A 19402-nucleotide genomic window follows, 5' to 3' on the forward strand; every position below is an offset into this window, starting at 1 on the left:
ATCGCTCGTGCCGTGTACGTTTTGTGGATCAGCGCTGCCGGGGGGCGCTCTGTTCTGTGGCGAATGTGGTCGTGCAGTGGCCGCCGCTGAGAGCGTCGCTACGGCCGTCGTGGCGCCCATCGCCCAGCCGCCTGCACCGCCCGCTCTGGTTTCTCCGCCACCCGTCGCACAGCCCGAGCCGCACGAGCGCCCATGGAGCGAATCGACGGATGCGCGGTGCCAGCAGTGTGGAACGGCGATGGGCCCGCAAGAGATCTTCTGCAGCGAATGCGGAGCCGTCTCGCCGCTCGCCGCCCGCTCGTTCAGCCAGCCGCGCGACACTGTGGTGATCGAGAGGATCGCCGCCGCAACCACGCCGCCGGTCGCACGGTCGGCGACTCCCGTGCCGTCATCCGAGCGCCCGGCCGTCTCTCGTCCCCTCCCGCCCGCGCCGCTCACCCTGCCCGACCTGCCCGCCTTCCTCTCGGGCGTTGGGGAGCCTGACGTCGAGGAGCCGGTTGTCGAGAAGCCCGTGGCACCGGTGCGCCCGGCGGTCTCGGTCAGTCCCGCTCGCGACAGAGTGGCGCCGAGCGCCGACGAGGAGATCGCCGACCTCGAGGCGACCCGCATCGTGAAACCGAAGCGCGCCGGCGGGGAGCGATTCATCCTGCAGTTCAGCACGGGCGAAAGTTCGACCGTGCAGGGAACCGGACTGATCGGGCGTAACCCCATCCCCGAGCCAGGGGAGTACTTCGATCAGCTGGTGCGGGTGATCGACCCGAGCCGCTCGGTCTCCAAGACCCACCTCGAGTTCGGGCAAGATGCTGGCAGTTTCTGGATCCTCGACCGCTTCTCCGGCAACGGCACCATCGTGCGCGAGCCTGATACCGCGGCGGTACGGTGCCAGCCCGACAAGAGATACCGGCTCGTGCGGGGAACACGCGTGGAGATCGGCGAACAGTTCTTCATCGTGAGCTGACCGCGGTCACGTATCGCTGATTGAGTAGCGCCCGAGCGTCCGCGCGAGGACGCGTATCGAAATCCACTCCCACACACCCCTCGAAGCCGCCGCTCCGCCCACAGATCACCACAATCGCGCCGTTCCCGGGGTGCCGATCCTCATGATTGACGCATGACCTCACCGCCAGATACTCGCGCCGGTGACACCGTGCGGCTGCGCCTGCCACGGCCGCCTGACCCGCCGCCGCGGCATCCGTTTCCGCTTCTGGCGAGCCTCGCTCCCGTCGTCGGGTCGGTGGTCATCTGGGCGATTACCTCCTCGCCCTTCGCTCTCGTCTTTGCGCTATTGGGGCCGCTGATCGCCGTGGCGAGTTTTGCGGATGCTCGAGTGAACGGGCGTCGAACCGCGCGGCTCGAACGCGAGCGGTTCGCCGCCGACCTCGCCGACCTGTACGACGCGGTGCTGCGCGAACACGATCGGGAACGCGAGAGATTGCACCGGCGCAATCCGGGACCAATGGCGCTGCTCGACATCCCCGAACGCGACCCCGAACGGTGGCACGGCAACCTGCAGCAGCCGACCCCTGTCGTGATCGGCTATGGGGAAATCGCTTCCGGAATAGTGATCGACGGCGAGGACTCGACGAACGACGGGGATGTCTCCGCGGTGCGAGATCGGGCAGCCACCGTCGACGCTGCGCCGGTCGTCGTCGATGCTCGGCTCGGCATCGGAGTCTGCGGGCCGCCGGAGCTCGCGACCTCCGTGGCACGCGGCCTCATTCTGCAGCTGGCGAATGCCCTTGCGCCCGAGACCACGGTGGTCGGGGCGGAGTCGGCTGAGGAGTGGGTGACGATGTTGCCGCACGGCCTCCCGGGGGCGCGGGCCATCGCTCCAGGAGCGGCGAGCAGCACAGAGTCGACAGGCACGACGCTGATCACCTTCGCGGAGTTGCCAGATGAGACCTCACTGCGGCGCGCGACGCCCGTCGGAGAGGCAATGGTGGCCGTGGGGCGAACGCCCCGCGAGCTGCCACACCGCTGTCGGGTGGTTCTCCGGGTGGGAGGTGCTGGGCGCGCGGCGGTCGTCGGACACCCCGACTCGGCGATGCTCGGCCCTCTCGGTGTGGTGTACCTGTCGGCGGAACAGGCGGCGGAGAGCGCCGAGCTGTTGGCCCGCGCAGCGCGCACCCGGCGAGGCACGATCAACGAGTTGCCGAGCCGACTGCAGTTCTCGGCAATCCCGGGGGCGTTGCGCGGGCTTGAGAGTGATCTCGAGCGTGCACGGACCACTCTGTCGGCGACCTTCCTGAGCCTCGAAACGGGGCCGGTCGCGGTGGATCTGGTGCGTCACGGTCCGCACGCCGTCGTCGGCGGGATGACGGGAAGCGGCAAGAGCGAACTGCTGCTCAGCTGGCTGCTGGCTCTTGCTGCCGCGCATTCGCCGAGTCAGGTCACCTTCCTGCTCGTGGACTTCAAGGGCGGTTCCGCTTTCTCACCGATCACGGCGCTCCCGCATGTCGTGGGCCTGGTCACCGACCTGGACGAGCGCACCGCTCGCCGGGCGCTACACAGCCTGCGGGCGGAGGTTCGACACCGTGAGCAGGTGCTCGCCGACGCGCAGGCGCGGTCGATCGAGGACATGCCACCGACCATCGAGTTGGCGCGGCTGGTGATCGTGGTCGACGAGTTCGCCGCGCTGGTTGGTGACTTCGCCGAACTGCACACGCTGTTCGCCGATCTGGCCGCGCGCGGGCGTTCCCTCGGTATCCATCTCATCCTGTGCACGCAACGGCCGGCCGGGGTGGTGCGCGACTCGGTGCTCGCCAACGTACCGCTGCGGCTATCCCTCCGAGTGAACAACCGGGCGGATAGCAGCGCCGTGGTGGGAACGGATGCCGCGGCCAGGCTCCCGGTGAATCCCCCGGGTCGCGCCATACTGGCGCTCGCCGGGGCCGACCCCGCGGTCGTGCAGGTGGCGATCGTCGAACTGAGTGACATCGCGGCAGTGACCGAGCGCTGGAACGGATCCGCGCCGGGGCGCAGACCGTGGTGCCCGCAACTGGCAACCGTCATCTCGACCGAATCGATCACGCGCAGGCCGAGCGAGGGGAGATCCGGGATCGCCTTCGGGGTGGTCGACCTCCCCGATCTTCAGCGGCAGGAGCCCGCCGTCTGGAACCCGGCCGCCGACGGGTCCATCCTGGTGCTCGGGGGCGGCGGAGCGGGCAAGTCCGAGCTGGTGCGCACCCTCGCGGCGGCGTCCGGGGGCCGGGTGATTCCCCCGTTGCCGGAGGAAGCCTGGGATGCCGTGGCGGCCGTCGTCGATGACCTCCGGCGAGGGCGTTCACTCCCCGAAGTCCTGCTCATCGACGATCTCGACGTGCTCATGACCCGATTCGGGGATGAGCATCGCGATGCCTTCGCGGCGATGCTGCACGAGATCCTGCGCACCGGCGGCGGCGCGGAACTCTGGCTGGTGCTCGCCGCGCGGCGGCTGCCGGGCGGGCTGCAGTCCGTTGTGGCGGGATGCGAGAGCCGGGTCATCCTGCGACACTCCGACCGTCAGGAACATCTGATCGCTGGCGGAACGGCGGAGCTGTACAGTTCGGACGCACCGCCCGGGCGCGGGGAGTGGCGCGGAGCGGAGGTACAGGTCGCTCTCGAGGAGACGCCAGAGCAGAAGGTGCCAGATCGGACGGTGCCAGATCGGACAGTGCCAGATCGGACGGTGCCAGAGCCACCGGTGACCGCGACGGCGATCGACCCAGGCGAAACCGGGCTGATCGTGGTCACCGGCCGCCCGGCCGAACTCACCCGGCGATTCCCCCGAGCCGTTGACCTGACCAGTCCCGCCACCGGGCAGCTGACGCTCGATCCTGCCGAGCCGCGGGTCTGGGTCGCCGACCCGCAGACCTGGCAGGCCCGCTGGTCCCAGTTCGCGATTCTCCGCCACGCTGTGCTGGTGCTCATCGACCGGTGCACCCTCACCGAACTGCGGGCGATCACGGGGCAGCGCGTGCTCCCGCCTCCGCTCGACTCAGCTCGGGAGACCGCGTGGCTGCTGCATCCCGATGGAACGCTGGAAAGAGTGCTCGCATCACACCGGTGCGAGTGATTCCGTGCTCATAACGGCGAAATTGTGCTGATCTCGTGAAGATTGTGTTTCAAAATCGCCGATTTGCCCCTCGACCCCTCGCCCCGCGGGACACGCTGTGTCAGTATCGAGCCACGACGACGTACCAGTGCCCGTGCCGTCGGTTTCCGTCAAAGGAGTCGCTCATCATGACTAGGCCCACGCCAGAAGACCCGATGTTCCAGCGCCTGCTCGGTCAAGCGAAAAGGCTCGATCTCTCCCGCCGCTCCATGCTCACCGGTCTCGGCGTCAGCGCCGCGACCCTCGCGCTGGCCGCCTGCAGCACCGGCGGGGCATCCGCGCGGAAAGCAGCGACCGACGTGTCGTCGAAAGACAAGACGCTCACCTGGGCCAACTGGTCGTACTACCTCGATGAAGACGACAACGGGAAGTACCCCACCCTGATCGCGTTCGAGAAGAAGAGCGGCATTCAGGTCAAATACGACGTCGCGGTGGATGACAACAACACCTACTACGCCAAGGTGAAAGACCAGCTCGCCCTCGGCCAAGACATCGGTGCCGACACCGTCTGCCTCACCGACTGGATGGTGAGCCGCCTGATCGGCCTCGGCTACGTGCAGAAGCTCGACCATGGCAAGATCCCGAATATCTCCAACCTCGTATCGAACCTGCAGAACCCCGACTTCGACAAGGGTCGGGTGTATTCGCTGCCCTGGCAGAGCGGATTTGCGGGCCTGGCCTGGAACAAGGAGAAACTGCCGAACGGTCTCACCACCATCTCGGAGCTCTGGGACCCCTCGCTCAAGGGCAAGGTCGGAGTGCTCTCCGAGATGCGCGACACCATCGGGCTCATCATGATGGAGCAGGGAGTCGATATCGCCAGCAAGAGCTGGGGCGACGAGGAGTTCTCCAAGGCGGTCTCGGAATTCCGCAAGCAGGTCAAGTCGGGCCAGATCCGCAACATCAAGGGCAACTCGTACGCCGACGACCTGAAGAGCGGCGACACGCTCGCTGCCATCGTCTGGTCGGGCGACGTCACCTCCATCAACGCGGAGGTCGGCGGCGACAAGTTCGGCTTCGCCATCCCCGACTCCGGGGGCACGCTGTGGAGCGACAACTTCGTCGTTCCGATCGGTTCGCCGCGCAAGGGGAACGCCGAAAAGCTCATGAACTACTACTACGAGCCCGAGGTGGCCGCCACCGTCGCCGCGTACGTGAACTACATCACCCCGGTGCAGGGGGCGAAGGAGGCGATGGAGAAGATCGATCCGAGCTACGTCGACAACCAGCTGATCTTCCCCGACAAGGCAACCCTCGATAAGGTCAAGATCTTCCGCACCCTCACCCCGCAAGAACAGTCGAAATACACCGTGGAGTTCGAGTCCGTGGGGCTCGGCGCCTGATGGCCGCCTCCGCGTCTGCATCCGCGGCAGGGTCGTCCTCCGCATCATCCTTCGCGGATGCCGGAGCCGACCTTCAGCTGGTCGGCATCAGCAAGAGGTTTCCCGGTTTCACCGCGATTCAAGACCTGGATCTCACCATCCCGGCCGGATCGTTCTTCGCGCTCCTCGGGCCCTCGGGGTGCGGTAAGACGACGACGCTCCGCCTCGTCGCGGGCCTCGAAGAGCCGACCAGCGGGCAGATCCTGATCGGCGGCAAGGACGTGACCGCCACCAAACCGTTCCAGCGCCCGGTCAATACCGTCTTCCAGAGCTACGCGCTCTTCCCGCACATGACAGTGCTCGAGAACGTCGCCTTCGGCCTCCGCCGCCGGCGCATCGCCGACCCGGTCGGCAAGGCGCACGAGGCCCTCCGACTGGTTGAACTCGACCATCTCGCGGCTCGCCGGCCGACGCAGCTCTCCGGTGGTCAGCAACAGCGGGTGGCGCTCGCCCGGGCAGTGGTGAATCGGCCCGCATTGCTCCTGCTCGACGAACCTCTCGGCGCGCTCGACCTCAAGCTTCGCCGCCAGATGCAGCTCGAGCTCAAGAAGATCCAGATGGAGGTCGGTCTCACCTTCGTGCACGTCACGCACGACCAGGAGGAGGCCATGACCATGGCCGACACCGTCGCGGTGATGAACAAGGGTCAAATCGAGCAGATGGGAGCCCCGGAAGAGCTGTACGAACTGCCGCGCACCGCCTTCGTCGCCAACTTCCTCGGCCAGTCCAATCTCTTCACCGGAGAGGTCGTCGAGAGCACCGCGACCACCGTCGCCGTCGACATCGCGGGTAATCGCATCGTGGTCCCGACCGCGCGGGCGGCTCGGCACCGAGGAACAGTCACGGTCGGGGTACGTCCGGAGAAGGTCATCCTGCAGACTTCTCAGCCCGAGATCGTCGCCGGCCAAAACGTCATCGGTGCCGGTCGAGTCACCGACGTGTCGTTCAGCGGCGTGAGCACGCAGTACATCGTCGAGGTTCCGCGGCTCGGACCGGTGGTCGTCTTCGCCCAGAACATGGTGTTCGGCCCGGTGGTCGATGTCGGTGCCGAGGTCTGGCTCAGCTGGTCGTTCGACCACGGATTCGGCCTCGCCGACGATCCATCCGACGCACCCCGTTTCGCTGCAGACACCGACACGGTGGCGATCGCAACCCAGCGCCGCACGGCGTTGGCCGCCGAACTCGAGGGCTGAGCCGATGGCGATCACCGCGTTCACCGCAGCCAGCAATGCGGTGGATGCGCCGAAGCGCCGCAGCAGGATCGCCCTGGTGCTGCTGCTCCCGGGGCTTCTCTACCTCGCCCTGTTCTTCCTCGTGCCGCTGGTCTCGCTGATCATCACCTCGCTGCAGGTTCCAGACCCGGTGGTCTTCGGCAAGTACACGACGGCGTTCAACATCCAGACCTATGGCGCGGTGATCGGGGAGTACGGCACCCAGATCATCCGTTCCTTCTTCTATGCGCTGCTCGCCACGATCTTCGCGCTGCTGTTCAGCTACCCGCTGGCCTATTTCATCGGTGTGAAGGCACGTCGCTGGCCGATCCTGCAGGGTCTGATGATCGTGCTCGTGATTGCACCGTTCTTCATCAGCTTCCTGCTGCGCACCCTGGCCTGGAAGGCGATCCTCTCCGACGACGGCGTGGTGGTGACTGCTCTGCAGGGCCTCTCGCTACTCGGTCCTCAAGACCACCTCACCGGCACCCCGGCGGCAGTGGTGTTCGGCCTCACCTACAACTTCATCCCGTTCATGTGCCTTCCGCTGTACACGACGCTCGAACGTCTCGACGTGCGATATCTCGAGGCGGGCTCCGACCTGTACGCCGGGCCGTTCCACACTTTCCGCACGGTGACGCTGCCGCTGTCGCTGCCCGGAATCGTCTCGGGAACGCTGCTCACCTTCATCCCGGCGACCGGCGACTACGTGAACGCGTCGAGCCAGTTTCTCGGTGGGGCGAGTTCGACAATGATCGGCAACGTCATCCAGAGCAACTTCCTGGTGCAACTGAACTATCCGGCGGCGGCGGCGCTGTCGATCATCCTGATGGCGATCATCCTGATCATCGTCAGCATCTATGTGAAGCGCAGTGGAACGGATGACCTGGTATGAGCACACAGGAAGCCTTCGCGCTCGGGCGCACGATCGCCACCTCGCCCGCCCCGCGTCCGCAAGCGGGACGGTTCAGCCTGGGGCGCGTGGTGCTACCCGTGTACAGCGCGCTCGCCCTGATCTTCCTGCTGATCCCGATCGTCTACACGATCGTCTTCTCGTTCAACAATGCGGTGAAGACCAATGTCTCCTGGCGAGGGTTCACGCTGAACAACTGGCTGCGGGTCTGTGATGCGCCCGGCGTGTGTCAGGCCTTCGGCAACAGCATCCTCATCGGTGTGACCGCCACCCTCATCGCCACCGTGCTCGGCACGATGATCGCCATCGCCCTGGCGCGGTACCGGTTCCGCTTCCGCGCGGCCACCAACCTGCTGATCTTCCTCCCCATGGCGACGCCCGAGGTCGTGCTCGGCGCTGGTCTCGCCGCCCAGTTTCTCACCGCGGGCATCCCCAAGGGCCTCGGCACCATAATCGTCGCCCACGCGATGTTCTGTCTGAGCTTCGTGGTGGTCACGGTCAAGGCGCGCGTCGCCGGTCTCGACCCGGCACTCGAGGAAGCCGGGCGCGATCTCTACGGCTCGCCGGCCCAGGTCTTCGTGCGGGTGACGTTGCCGCTGCTGCTGCCGGGCATTCTGGCAGCGGCGCTGCTGTCGTTCAGCCTGAGCTTCGACGACTTCATCATCACCTACTTCAATTCGGGGTCGCTGCAGACCTTCCCGACCTACATCTATACGGCCGCCACCCGCGGCATCCCCCCGCAGGCCAACGTGATTGCCTCGGCGGTGTTCATCCTGGCCATCGTGATCGTCATCACCACGCAGGTCGCGGGGGAGAACCGCCGCAAGCGCCTGATGAAGCAGTCCGCCGGCCTGTAGTCGCCCTGAGGTACGTCACACCGCGCGCTGCGAACCGCGACACGCAGACGACGGCGAGTCCACTTTCCGAAATGAAGGAAATTCTCGCCGCCACGCCGTGCGGCCGCGCCGAACTGCGGCGTGTCCGCGAATATCTCCTTCATTTCGGAAGAGGTATGGCGTCGGAAGAGGTACTGAGTTCGAAGAGGTACTGAGTTCGAAGAGGTGCTGCGTTCGAAGAGGTGCTGCGTTCGAAGAGGTGCTGCGTTCGAAGAGGTATGGCGTCGGAAGAGGCGTTCGTGCTCGAAAAACCGTTCGCTGCTCAGCTGTCAGCGCGGGAACGTGGCGCGGATGTCCCCGACCCGAGCACCCCCGCCGAGAACCCTCTCCGTGGTGAGGTCGGCTACCCGGTCGGCCTCCGCCTGCGAGATCGCACCGACCGAGGCGAGTAGCTGCAGCGCGACCAGGGTCGTCGCGCGCGGGCTGCCGTCGATCATCTTCAGCGCGACCGCCGTTCCTTCGGGCGTCGCCATGACGATGACCCCCTCCGCTCCGCCCTTCGCCAGCAGACCGAGCTGCTCCATGACGACGGTGTTCTGCCGACCATGGCCGTCGAGTGCCCACGGTTCGGCGAGAATCGCCGCGGCGAGGCGGGCACCGTCGGGGTCACGCGAGACGCGACCGACGGCGGTGGCGAGACCGCGGAGGGTCACGGCGAAGACGGGCGCCCCGCATCCGTCGATGCCGACGTGTCCCACACTCTCGGCGGTGAACTCCTCGACCGTCGCCCGGATGCGCTGCTGCAGCGGGTGCTCCTGGTCGAGGTAGTCGTGGGTCGACCAGCCGTTGTCGACACAGGCCAGAAGGAACGCGGCGTGCTTGCCGGAGCAGTTCATGTAGACCCGCGACGGATGCTGCGCCGCACTGCGGGAGGCGCTGTCGGTCGGCCAGTCGATCGGGCACTGGAGGTCGTCCTCGGCGAGTCCGGCCCGGTCGAGCAGTTGCCGCACGACAGCGACGTGCGCAGGAGTGCCGGCGTGGCTCGCGCTGGCCAGCACGAGCTGCGCTCCCTCGAGCGAGACGCCGGACCGCAGCACGGTGATCGCCTGGAAGAACTTGAGCGAGGAGCGCCCGTAGACGAGAGCGTCGACGTCGCCGTGAGCGGCGAGAAGCGAACCGTCGGGCGCGACGACAGCGGCCGCGCCCAGGTGCCGCGACTCGTCGAGGCCGGAGCGGGAGAGCACCGCGAGTTCGACGATTCCCGACGCGTCTAAAGGATGAGTCACAGCGCGGCCAGAGCGACGTCGATCACTGTGACCGCGTCGAGCAACTGGGCGTCGGTGATGGCCAGGCTCGGCAGAAAACGGATGACGTTGCCATACGTGCCCGCGCTGAGCAGCAGCACCCCGTTCTGGGCGGCGGCCGCGGTCACCGCGGAGACGGCTGCGGCGAGCGGCGCGTGCGATGACGGATCCACCAGTTCGATCGCGAGCATCGCGCCGATTCCGCGCACGTCTCCGATGATCGGGTAGCGCGACTGCAGCTCGACCAGGGCGGGCTTCAGCATCGCCTCGATCCGGGCGCCCTCGGCCAGCAGGTCGCGCGACTCGATCGAGTCGAAGACGGCGATCGCCGCCGCCGCGGCAACCGGATTGCCGGCGAACGTGCCGCCGAGTCCGCCGGGGTGGGAGGAGTCCATGATCTCGGCGCGGCCGGTGACCGCGGCGAGCGGCAGACCGCCGGCGATCCCCTTGGCGCTGAGCACGACATCCGGAATCAGACCGAAGTGCTCGCTGGCGAAGTAGCGGCCGGTGCGCGCCATGCCGCTCTGGATTTCGTCGGCGATGAAGACGATGCCGTTGGCGTTGCACCACTCCTGCAGGGCGGGGAGGTAGCCATCGGCCGGGACGACGAATCCGCCCTCACCCTGGATCGGCTCCACGACGAGGCAGGCGAGGTCGGCGGCTCCCACGGATTTCTCGAGGTAGGCGATGGTGCGCGCCGCGGCATCCGTTCCGCTGAGTCCGTCGTGGAAGGGGTATGAGCCCGGCGCGTGGTGGATCGACCCGGCGAAGGGACCGAAGCCCGCCTTGTACGGCATGGCCTTGAACGTCATCGCCATGGTGAGGTTGGTGCGGCCGTGGTATGCGTGCTCGAGCACGGCGACGCCGCTGCGGCCGGTGTGCTTGCGAGCGATTTTGACGGCGTTCTCCACGGCTTCGGCGCCGGAGTTGAGCAGCACCGTCTTCTTCGCGAAGTCGCCGGGGGTGTGCTTGGCGAGCAGCTCGGCGACGCGCACGTAGCCCTCGTAGCCGGTGATGGTGAACATGCCATGCGTCAGTTCCTGGAGCTGAGCGGATGCGGCGGCGACGACCGCGGCATCGGTGTGTCCGATGGTGGTGACGCCGATGCCCGAGCCCAGGTCGATGAAACGGTTGCCGTCGACGTCTTCGACGATCGCGCCGTGCGCGCGGGCGAGATAGAACGGGAGGGACGAGGCGACCCCGACCGGCACGACCGCGCGGCGGCGGACATCCAGCTCCTGCGATTTCGGACCGGGGACCGTGGTGACGATTCTCCGCTCGGTGAGGGCATCGGTGTTGAGCAGGTCGTCCGCGGAGGGATCGAGGGTGTGCATCGCCATGGGCCCAATCCTATTTGGGGCCGTGCTCACCGGAAGGGCCAGTAGCCTGGAGATCGTGAAAACCGACCACGACTTCGCCGTCTCCCTCGAGTGGACGGGCGACCGCGGCAGCGGCACCAGCGGCTACAAGGCCTACGGCCGTGACCACGTGCTGCGGGCAGAGGGCAAGCACGAGATCTCGGGTTCGAGCGATCGGGTGTTCCACGGCGACGTCGATCGCTGGAACCCCGAGGAGATGCTGATCGCCGCCCTCAGCCAGTGCCACCTGCTCAGCTATCTGCATGTGGCGGCGAGCAACGGCGTCGTGGTCGTCGGATACACGGATGCCGCCACCGGCGTCATGACGACGACCGCCGACGGCGGCGGACACTTCACCTCGGTGACGCTCCGCCCCACGGTGACGATCGCCGGCGGCGACGCGGATCTCGCGCTCGCGCTTCACCACGAGGCGAGCACCAAGTGCTTCATCGCGAGCTCCGTGAACTTCCCGGTCGGTCACGAGCCGACCATCCTGCTGCAGGCCTAGTTCTTCCAGCCGCAGTAGCGCGCGAACCAGTCGTAGAACTCGGCCTTCACGGCGGGGGAGACCGCGACGGTGAATAGGGCATTGCTGAACGACCCGGCATCCGCGCGGATCGGCACCTGCGTGCCGACCTTGTCCTCGGCCACGACGTGCTGCTCGCAGCGTGATGGCACGTAGTCGAGGGTGAGCACGGTGGGCGCGCTCGCCGCGGAGAAGGTCAGGTCGACTGTGCGCAGTTGCCCCTCGCGCTGAGCGAGCAGGGTGGTGTCTTCGGTGCTGCGCAGGATCACGCTCCCCGCAGCCCCCGTGGGTGCGAATGTCAGGTCCAGCAGCGCGATCGGTCTTCCGTCGACCTCCTCGTACCGCAGCGCGGTGGCCGGGGTGATCGTCGCGACCGTCTCGAAAGCGACCTTCGCGCAGTCGCTGGCATGAACCGTTCCCAGAGAGTCGAAGGGGATGCTCGGGGTCGCCGTCACCTCGCCGCGCGCACCGTTCTTCGTCCGATACTCGACGGTCACGCGGGGAACTGCCGTCGCCGCCGTGCAGAGCGGTGCCCCCAGCACCACGGGGAAGTCGGTGGTCGCGCCGGCGAGCACCGTTGCCGGCGCGGATGCCGAGGAGGCGTCGCCGTCGAACCAGGTCGAGGAGAAACGTGCGCTGGTCACGGTGATGTCGTGTGGCGAGCGGTTGTGGATCTCGATCTGGGCCTGGCGGGGTGCGTAGTCCGAGCGGAGCTGGAACACGGAGAGGTCGAGCGTGATGTGTGGGGTGACAAGCGGGGCGGCCTCGGAGCACGCAGTGATCAGGCCAACACCGGCCAGCACGACGACCGCGAGGGCCAGGACCGCTCTGCTGCGCATGCTCCATTGTGGGGCCGCGTAGGCTTGGCCAGGCACGGGTCGTTCAGGCTTCGATCAGGTGTCGCAAAGGTCCATCCCCGAGACTGGGCCGAATCCTCCTCTCGCTTTCAGAAAGCAGTTCTGTGTCGAAATTCTCCGCGTCGAAAATCCTGAGTGTGATCGCCGTTGCTGGCGCACTCTCCCTATCCCTCGCCGCGTGCAGCTCTTCGAGCAGCGATTCCGCCGCGAGCTGCACCCCCACCAAGGCGGGCGCGAGCTCCGAGAAGGTCAAGGTCAGCGGCAAATTCGGCGCAGAGCCCAAGGTGACCTTCGCCAAGGGCCTCACCGCGACGACCACCCAGCGCACCGTGAGCATCGAGGGCGACGGCAAGCCCGCAGCATCCGGAACCAGCGTCTCGGTCAACTACACGGCCTTCAACGGCACCACCGGAAAGACCATCGACACCACCGGCTTCACCAAGGCGAAGGCCGTGCCGTTCACGGTAAACACCAAGAGCGAGCTGCCCGGCCTCTACAAGACCATGCACTGTGCCACCGCCGGCAGCCGTGTCGTCTCGGTGATCCCCCCGAAGGATGCCTTCGGCACCACCGGCCAGAGCGAGCTCGGCGTCGGCGCCAAGGATTCCCTCGTCTTCGTGATGGACATCAGAACGGTGACAACGTCGCTGAAGAAGGCCAACGGAAAGCCGCAGAGCGCCCCGAAGGGGTATCCGACCGTGAAGCTCGCCGCCAATGGCGAGCCCACCATCACCGTTCCGAAGACCACCGCACCGACCACCCTCGAGATCGCCGATCTCAAGAAGGGCACCGGAGCCACCGTCAAGAGCGGCGCGAGCGTCACCGTCCAGTACACCGGCGTGGTCTGGGAATCCGGCAAGGTGTTCGACTCGAGCTGGACCCGCGGCGAACCGGCCACTTTCTCGACAACGGGTGTCATCCCCGGCTTCTCGAAGGCCCTCGTGGGGCAGAAGGTCGGCTCCCAGGTCATCGCGGTCATCCCGCCGGCTGACGGCTACGGCGCCACCCCGCCCGCCGGCCAGACGGACATCACCGCCACCAGCACCCTCGTGTTCGTGGTAGATATCCTGGCGACCAACTAGCCGGTTACCCTGGCACCATGCGACGCGTCATCATCCTCGGCTCCACCGGATCGATCGGGGTGCAGGCGCTCGATGTGATCGCGGCCAATCGCGATTCTTTCGAGATCGTGGGTCTCGCTGCAGGCACGAACCGTGAGGTTCTGCGGCAGCAGGCCCACGATTTCGGCGTGGAGCACACCGCTCTCGGCGAGATCGAGGCCGAGCAGTTGGTGCGGTCGGTGGGGGCGGATGTCGTGCTCAACGGCATCACCGGGTCCGTGGGTCTCGGGCCGACGTTGGCCGCGCTCGAAACCGGCACCACGCTGGCCCTCGCCAACAAGGAGAGCCTCATCGTCGGCGGCGACCTGGTGCGAGACGCCGCAGCGCCCGGTCAGATCGTGCCGGTCGACTCCGAGCATTCCGCCATAGCGCAGGCGCTGCGCTCCGGCACCCACGCCGAGGTGCGGCGGCTGGTGCTCACGGCATCGGGCGGCCCGTTCCGGGGGAGGACGCGGGAGTCGCTGGCATCCGTCACCCCGGCCGAAGCGCTCGCGCATCCCACCTGGGACATGGGGCTGGTCGTCACCACCAACTCCTCGACCCTGGTCAACAAGGGCCTGGAGGTGATCGAGGCGCACCTGCTGTTCAACGTGCCGTACGACCAGATCGATGTGACGGTGCATCCGCAGTCGATCGTGCACTCGATGGTCGAGTTTGTCGACGGGTCGACGATCGCCCAGTGCTCGCCGCCCGACATGCGCCTGCCGATCTCGCTCGGACTGGACTGGCCGAATCGGGTGCCGGGCGTCGGCGCTCCGCTCGACTGGACCACTGCCAGCCAGTGGACGTTCGAGCCGCTGGATGCCGAGGCCTTCCCCGCGGTCGAGCTCGCGAAGCGGGTGGGCCGGGCCGGTGGTACCTATCCCGCAGTCTTCAACGCCGCGAACGAGCAGGCGGTGGCGGCGTTCCACGCCGGCGGTATCGGATACCTCCAGATTCTCGAGGTGGTCGAGCGCGTGGTCGACCTTCACCTGCCGTTCTCCGGGCCGCTCACGCTCGAGTCGGTGCTCGACGCGGAGGGCTGGGCGCGCGGCGCAGCGGAGGACGTCATCGCCGACCTCGCGGTGTAACCGCCGGTTGAGTAGCGCCCGAGCGACGGGTTTCGCTGGTTGAGTAGCGCCCGAGCGTCCGCGCGAGGACGCGTATCGAAACCCACCCGGCCTCGATACGCGAACGCCGTAGACGGCGTGCGCTACTCGACCAACGACATCCAGCGGGCTCATAGTGGGCCGCCGCTACTCTGAGCACGTGGAAACCGTGCTCCTATACATCGTCGGAATCGTCATCGTCGTGATCGGCGTCGCGATCTCGATCGGCCTGCACGAGATCGGGCACCTCGTGCCGGCCAAGCTCTTCAAGGTGCGGGTCGGTCAGTACATGATCGGCTTCGGCCCAACATTGTTCTCGCGCACCAAGGGCGAGACCGAGTACGGCGTCAAGGCGATCCCGCTGGGCGGCTACATCTCGATGGCGGGCATGTACCCGCCCGCGCGCGCAGGCGAGCGTCCGCTCACCTCCGGCACCGACGCGTTCCCGGCCGAGCGCGAGTATGAGGCGGAGGAGTCCGGGCGAAAGCGCGGCGGCTTCCTCAAGGCCATGGTGCAGGATGCCCGCACCGCCAGCGCCGATGCCATCCCGGTGGGCGCGGAGGACCGGGTCTTCTACAAGCTCCCGATTTGGAAGCGCATCATCATCATGTTCGGCGGCCCGTTCATGAATCTGGTCATCGCCTTCGTGCTGTTCGGCATCATCCTGAGCGGCTTCGGGGTGCAGACCCTCAGCGTCGGCAGTGTCTCGCAGTGTGTCGTGGCGGCCCCCAGCACGCGTACCAGCTGCGAACCCACCGACCCGATCGCGCCGGCGGCCGCAGCGGGGCTCAAGCCCGGTGACCAGATCGTCAAGGTCGGCTCGCTCGACGCGCCCACCTGGGAGCAGGTGACCGCGCTCATCCGGAAGTCGTCCGGGAAGCCGCTCGACTTCACCGTCATTCGTAATGGCGAGACGAAGACCCTCGCGGTCACCCCGCTGCGCACCAGCCGTGAGACGGTCGATTCCGCCGGCAAGGTGGTCAAGGATTCCGCCGGAAACCCGGTGACGGTCAAGGTCGGCTTCATCGGCGTTGCCCCGAGCTACCCGCTGGTTAAGCAGCCCTTCGGCAATGCGCTGCCGACGCTCGGCAACAACATCGGCCACGACTTCCAGATCATCGGCACGCTCCCGCAGCGCCTGGTGCAGGTCGCGCAGGCGGCGTTCGGCACCGAGGCGAGAGACCCGAACGGCCCCGTCGGTGTCGTCGGCGTCGGACGGCTGGCCGGCGAGGTCACCGCCACCCAGGGCGTGCCGTGGGTCGACCGCATCTCCTTCCTCCTCGGTCTCATCGCCTCGCTCAACGTCGCGCTATTCGCGTTCAACATGATCCCGTTGCTTCCGCTCGACGGCGGACACATCATCGGGGCGATCTGGGAGGGACTGCGCAAGACCTTCAACAAGATCTTCCATCGCGCAGACCCGGGCCCGGTCGACATCGCGCGGCTGGTGCCGCTCACCTACGTGGTCGTGATCGTGCTCGGCGGCATGAGCCTGCTGCTGGTCTACGCCGACATCGTCAAGCCGATCCAGCTGCAGTAACACCGGCGCGGATCGGCCCGATTCAGCCGGTGTTCACCGCGCCCAAAGTAGAATCATGATCATGCCTGCAATAAACCTGGGGATGCCCAAGGCTCCCGAAACCCTTGCCCCGCGTCGCAAGACCCGGCAGATCCACGTCGGTAAGGTCGGAGTCGGCAGCGACTACCGCGTGAGCGTGCAGTCGATGACCACCACGCAGACCACCAACATCAATGCCACCCTGCAGCAGATCGCCGAGCTCACGGCATCCGGCTGCGACATCGTTCGCGTCGCAGTTCCCCATCAGGATGATGCCGACGCGCTGAAGATCATCGCGGCCAAGAGCCAGATCCCGGTGATCGCGGACATCCACTTCCAGCCGCGCTACGTGTTCGCCGCCATCGACGCCGGTGTCGGAGCCGTGCGCGTCAACCCGGGCAACATTCGCAAGTTCGACGACCAGGTCGGGCAGATCGCGGCGGCGGCGAAGGCGGCCGGCGTCAGCATCCGCATCGGCGTGAATGCGGGATCGCTCGAGCCGAACATCCTGCAGAAGTATGGAAAGGCCACCCCCGAGGCGCTCGTCGAAAGTGCCGTATGGGAGGCCTCGCTGTTCGAGGAGCACGACTTCCACGACTTCAAGATCTCGGTGAAGCACAACGACCCGGTCACCATGGTCAAGGCCTACCGACTCCTCGCCGAGCGCGGCGACTGGCCACTGCACCTCGGCGTTACCGAGGCCGGGCCCGAATTCCAGGGCACCATCAAGTCGGCCACGGCCTTCGGGCTGCTGCTGGGCGAGGGAATCGGCGACACCATCCGGGTCTCGCTCTCCGCGCCGCCCGCGCAGGAGGTCAAGGTTGGGCTGCAGATCCTGCAGTCCCTTGGCCTGCGCGAGAAGAAGCTCGAAATCGTCTCCTGCCCCAGCTGCGGCCGGGCCCAGGTGGATGTCTACCAGCTCGCCAACGACGTCACCGCGGGGCTCGAGAAGATGACCGTACCGCTGCGCGTCGCCGTCATGGGTTGCGTAGTCAACGGGCCGGGCGAGGCGCGCGAGGCCGACCTCGGCGTCGCGAGCGGCAACGGCCGTGGCCAGATCTTCGTCAAGGGCGAGGTCGTCAAGACCGTGCCGGAGGCCGACATCGTCGCCACGCTGATCGAGGAGGCCAACCGCCTCGCCGCCGAGATGCCCGTCGGCGCGACGGGTAGCCCGCAGGTGGTCACCGCGTAGTCAGTCGGCACACGCCTCCCGATAAACTCGGGGGGTGTCTACACGCCTTTCGCAACTCTTCGTCCGTACGCTCCGTGACGACCCGGCCGACGCCGAGGTCACCAGCCACCGCCTGTTGGTGCGGGCTGGCTACATCCGTCGTCAGGCTCCTGGCGTCTTCGCCTGGCTGCCGCTCGGGCTGAAGGTGCGCCGCAAGATCGAGGCCATCATCCGTCAGGAGATGGACAACATCGGCGGGCAGGAGGTGCACTTCCCGGCGCTGCTGCCGCGGGAACCGTACGAGGAAAGCGGTCGCTGGACCAAGTACGGCGACGGCATCTTCCGTCTGAAAGACCGCAAGGGCGCCGACTATCTGCTCGCGCCGACGCACGAGGAGGTCTTCACCCTGCTGGTGAAAGACCTGTACTCGAGCTACAAAGACCTGCCGCTGGCGATCTACCAGATTCAGGACAAGTACCGCGACGAGGCGCGCCCGCGGGCCGGCCTCCTGCGTGGCCGCGAGTTCACCATGAAAGACGCGTACTCGTTCGACTACACGGATGCCGGACTCGACGTCTCGTACCAGAAGCAGCGTGACGCCTACGAGCGAATCTTCCAGCGACTCGGTCTCGACTACGTGATCGTCAACGCTGACTCCGGTCTGATGGGTGGCGCCCGCAGCGAGGAATTCCTGCACCCCACCCCGGTCGGTGAGGACACCTTCGTGCGTAGTGCCGGCGGCTATGCGGCGAACGTCGAGGCGTTCCGCACCGAGGCGCCCGCGCCGCGCTCCTTCGAGCGGCTCACCCCGCCCGAGGTTCTGGAGACCCCCAACACACCCACGATCCAGACGCTGGTGGATGTCGCGAACGAGAAGCACCCGAGACCGGACGGGCGACTCTGGACCGCTGCCGACACCCTCAAGAACATCGTGCTGTCGCTCACCAGTCCCGAGGGTGAGAAAGAACTCGTCATAGTCGGCGTGCCCGGCGACCGCGAGGTCGACATGAAGCGCGCGGAGGTCGCGTTCTCGCCGAACGATGTGGCCGCGGCATCCGCTGAGGAGATTGCGAAGCATCCCAGACTGGTCAAGGGCTACATCGGCCCGTGGTCTGCCGACGGAGCGGTTCTCGGCGAGAAGTCGACCACGGGCATCCGTTTCGTCACCGACCCGCGGGTCAGCGAGGGCAGCGGCTGGATCACCGGCGCGAACATCGACGGCAAGCACGTCTTCGGCCTGGTGGCCGGGCGGGACTTCGTCTCCGACGGCACCGTCGAGGTGGCCGAGGTGCTCGCGGGCGACCCGGCTCCCGATGGCTCCGGCCCGGTCGAGCTCGCGCGTGGCATGGAGATCGGCCACGTCTTCCAGCTCGGCCGCTTCTTCGCGGATGCGCTCGGACTCAAGGTGCTCGATGAGAACGGCAAGCTCGTCACCGTCACCATGGGCTCATACGGCATCGGCGTCACGCGCATCATGGCCGTCATCGCCGAGAGCAACAACGACGAGCGCGGACTGATCTGGCCGCGCAACATCGCGCCGTTCGACATCCACGTCATCGCGGCCACCAAGGAGGCGGAGGTGCACGAGGCCGCCGGCGCCCTCGTCGACGACCTCGAGGAGCACGGCTACGACGTGCTGTTCGACGACCGCCCCAAGGTCTCGCCCGGGGTGAAGTTCGGTGACGCCGAGCTTATCGGCGTACCGATCATCGTCATCGTCGGCAAGGGTTTCGCCGAGGGCAACGTCGAGCTGTGGGACCGCCGCACGAACGAGCGCACCCCCGTCGCCATCGGCGACCTCGTGGAGCTGCTCCGCGAGCGCTACTAGCCCCCTGCGCAACAGCGCTGCAGTTTGTCATCAGCGCGCCGGTTACATTCGGCGCGGGAATGACAAACTGCAGCGCTGTCGTCGTCTCCGGGGAAGAGTGCACTGCCGCGGCCTGGTAACTTAGACGGATGCGCGGGGCAGCGCGCAGAGACGAAA

Annotated in this window: 15 protein-coding genes; 12 read left to right on the forward strand and 3 right to left on the reverse strand. The window is 67.0% G+C overall.

What is annotated here, in order from left to right:
• Nucleotides 1-7 precede the first annotated feature (7 nt).
• From IV501_RS07725 to IV501_RS07750, 6 genes are all read left to right on the forward strand, one after another.
• Entirely contained in the window at nt 8-958 is a 951-nt protein-coding gene (locus tag IV501_RS07725; protein WP_200555872.1) for a double zinc ribbon domain-containing protein, read from the forward strand.
• Between the two features lie 153 nt (nt 959-1111).
• Nucleotides 1112-4054 carry an FtsK/SpoIIIE domain-containing protein gene (locus IV501_RS07730; RefSeq protein WP_200555874.1) on the forward strand — a complete coding sequence of 981 codons (2943 nt, stop codon included), beginning with the start codon at nt 1112-1114 and terminating at the stop codon, nt 4052-4054.
• Nucleotides 4055-4221: 167 nt separating this feature from the next.
• The gene (locus tag IV501_RS07735; RefSeq protein WP_200555876.1) at nt 4222-5436 is read left to right on the forward strand and encodes an ABC transporter substrate-binding protein; all 1215 of its coding nucleotides are present in this window, start codon (nt 4222-4224) and stop codon (nt 5434-5436) included.
• Nucleotides 5436-6668: an ABC transporter ATP-binding protein gene (locus IV501_RS07740; protein WP_200555878.1), complete on the forward strand. Its 1233-nt coding sequence runs from the start codon at nt 5436-5438 to the stop codon at nt 6666-6668. The genes IV501_RS07735 and IV501_RS07740 overlap by 1 nt, the downstream gene beginning before the upstream one ends.
• A gap of 4 nt (nt 6669-6672) precedes the next feature.
• Entirely contained in the window at nt 6673-7581 is a 909-nt protein-coding gene (locus IV501_RS07745; RefSeq protein WP_200555880.1) for an ABC transporter permease, read from the forward strand.
• Complete coding sequence (locus tag IV501_RS07750; protein WP_200555882.1) at nt 7578-8456, forward strand: ABC transporter permease; 879 nt, start codon at nt 7578-7580, stop codon at nt 8454-8456. The genes IV501_RS07745 and IV501_RS07750 overlap by 4 nt, the downstream gene beginning before the upstream one ends.
• A 308-nt stretch (nt 8457-8764) precedes the next feature.
• Here IV501_RS07750 and IV501_RS07755 read toward each other — a convergent pair whose 3' ends face one another.
• Nucleotides 8765-9721, reverse strand: coding sequence for an asparaginase (locus IV501_RS07755; RefSeq protein ID WP_200555884.1), 957 nt, complete (start codon nt 9719-9721; stop codon nt 8765-8767).
• On the reverse strand, nt 9718-11079 hold the full coding sequence (gene gabT, locus IV501_RS07760) for a 4-aminobutyrate--2-oxoglutarate transaminase (RefSeq protein ID WP_234698356.1): 1362 nt from the start codon (nt 11077-11079) through the stop codon (nt 9718-9720). Before gabT ends, IV501_RS07755 begins: the two co-directional genes overlap by 4 nt.
• A gap of 55 nt (nt 11080-11134) precedes the next feature.
• On the opposite strand from gabT, the gene IV501_RS07765 reads away from it, so the two are divergent.
• Nucleotides 11135-11605, forward strand: a complete 471-nt coding sequence (locus IV501_RS07765; protein ID WP_200555886.1) for an OsmC family protein — start codon at nt 11135-11137, stop codon at nt 11603-11605.
• On the opposite strand, the gene IV501_RS07770 is transcribed toward IV501_RS07765, so the two are convergent.
• Entirely contained in the window at nt 11602-12462 is an 861-nt protein-coding gene (locus IV501_RS07770; RefSeq protein WP_200555888.1) for a hypothetical protein, read from the reverse strand. The genes IV501_RS07765 and IV501_RS07770 overlap by 4 nt on opposite strands.
• Nucleotides 12463-12584: 122 nt before the next feature.
• On the opposite strand from IV501_RS07770, the gene IV501_RS07775 reads away from it, so the two are divergent.
• From IV501_RS07775 to IV501_RS07795, 5 genes are all read left to right on the forward strand, one after another.
• Nucleotides 12585-13562, forward strand: a complete 978-nt coding sequence (locus IV501_RS07775; protein WP_307812230.1) for an FKBP-type peptidyl-prolyl cis-trans isomerase — start codon at nt 12585-12587, stop codon at nt 13560-13562.
• 17 nt (nt 13563-13579) lie between these two features.
• Entirely contained in the window at nt 13580-14671 is a 1092-nt protein-coding gene (gene dxr, locus IV501_RS07780; RefSeq protein ID WP_200555890.1) for a 1-deoxy-D-xylulose-5-phosphate reductoisomerase, read from the forward strand.
• A gap of 178 nt (nt 14672-14849) precedes the next feature.
• A complete protein-coding gene (locus tag IV501_RS07785) occupies nt 14850-16229 on the forward strand; it encodes a M50 family metallopeptidase (protein WP_307812231.1) in 1380 nt (459 codons plus the stop codon).
• 61 nt (nt 16230-16290) lie between these two features.
• A complete protein-coding gene (ispG, locus tag IV501_RS07790; RefSeq protein ID WP_200555891.1) occupies nt 16291-17439 on the forward strand; it encodes a flavodoxin-dependent (E)-4-hydroxy-3-methylbut-2-enyl-diphosphate synthase in 1149 nt (382 codons plus the stop codon).
• Nucleotides 17440-17473: 34 nt separating this feature from the next.
• Nucleotides 17474-19246 (forward strand): proline--tRNA ligase, encoded by a 1773-nt coding sequence (locus IV501_RS07795; protein ID WP_200555893.1) that lies wholly within the window; start codon nt 17474-17476, stop codon nt 19244-19246.
• The last annotated feature ends 156 nt before the right edge of the window (nt 19247-19402 follow it).

The organism is Lacisediminihabitans changchengi, assembly GCF_016634425.1.
GTDB lineage: Bacteria > Actinomycetota > Actinomycetes > Actinomycetales > Microbacteriaceae > Lacisediminihabitans > Lacisediminihabitans changchengi.

Coding starts and splice junctions, on each gene's coding strand:
- IV501_RS07730 (WP_200555874.1), top strand. CDS start 1,112: ATGACCTCACCGCCAGATACTCGCGCCGGTGACACCGTGCGGCTGCGC.
- IV501_RS07735 (WP_200555876.1), top strand. CDS start 4,222: ATGACTAGGCCCACGCCAGAAGACCCGATGTTCCAGCGCCTGCTCGGT.
- IV501_RS07740 (WP_200555878.1), top strand. CDS start 5,436: ATGGCCGCCTCCGCGTCTGCATCCGCGGCAGGGTCGTCCTCCGCATCA.
- IV501_RS07745 (WP_200555880.1), top strand. CDS start 6,673: ATGGCGATCACCGCGTTCACCGCAGCCAGCAATGCGGTGGATGCGCCG.
- IV501_RS07750 (WP_200555882.1), top strand. CDS start 7,578: ATGAGCACACAGGAAGCCTTCGCGCTCGGGCGCACGATCGCCACCTCG.
- gabT (WP_234698356.1), bottom strand. CDS start 11,079: ATGGCGATGCACACCCTCGATCCCTCCGCGGACGACCTGCTCAACACC.
- IV501_RS07770 (WP_200555888.1), bottom strand. CDS start 12,462: ATGCGCAGCAGAGCGGTCCTGGCCCTCGCGGTCGTCGTGCTGGCCGGT.
- dxr (WP_200555890.1), top strand. CDS start 13,580: ATGCGACGCGTCATCATCCTCGGCTCCACCGGATCGATCGGGGTGCAG.
- ispG (WP_200555891.1), top strand. CDS start 16,291: ATGCCTGCAATAAACCTGGGGATGCCCAAGGCTCCCGAAACCCTTGCC.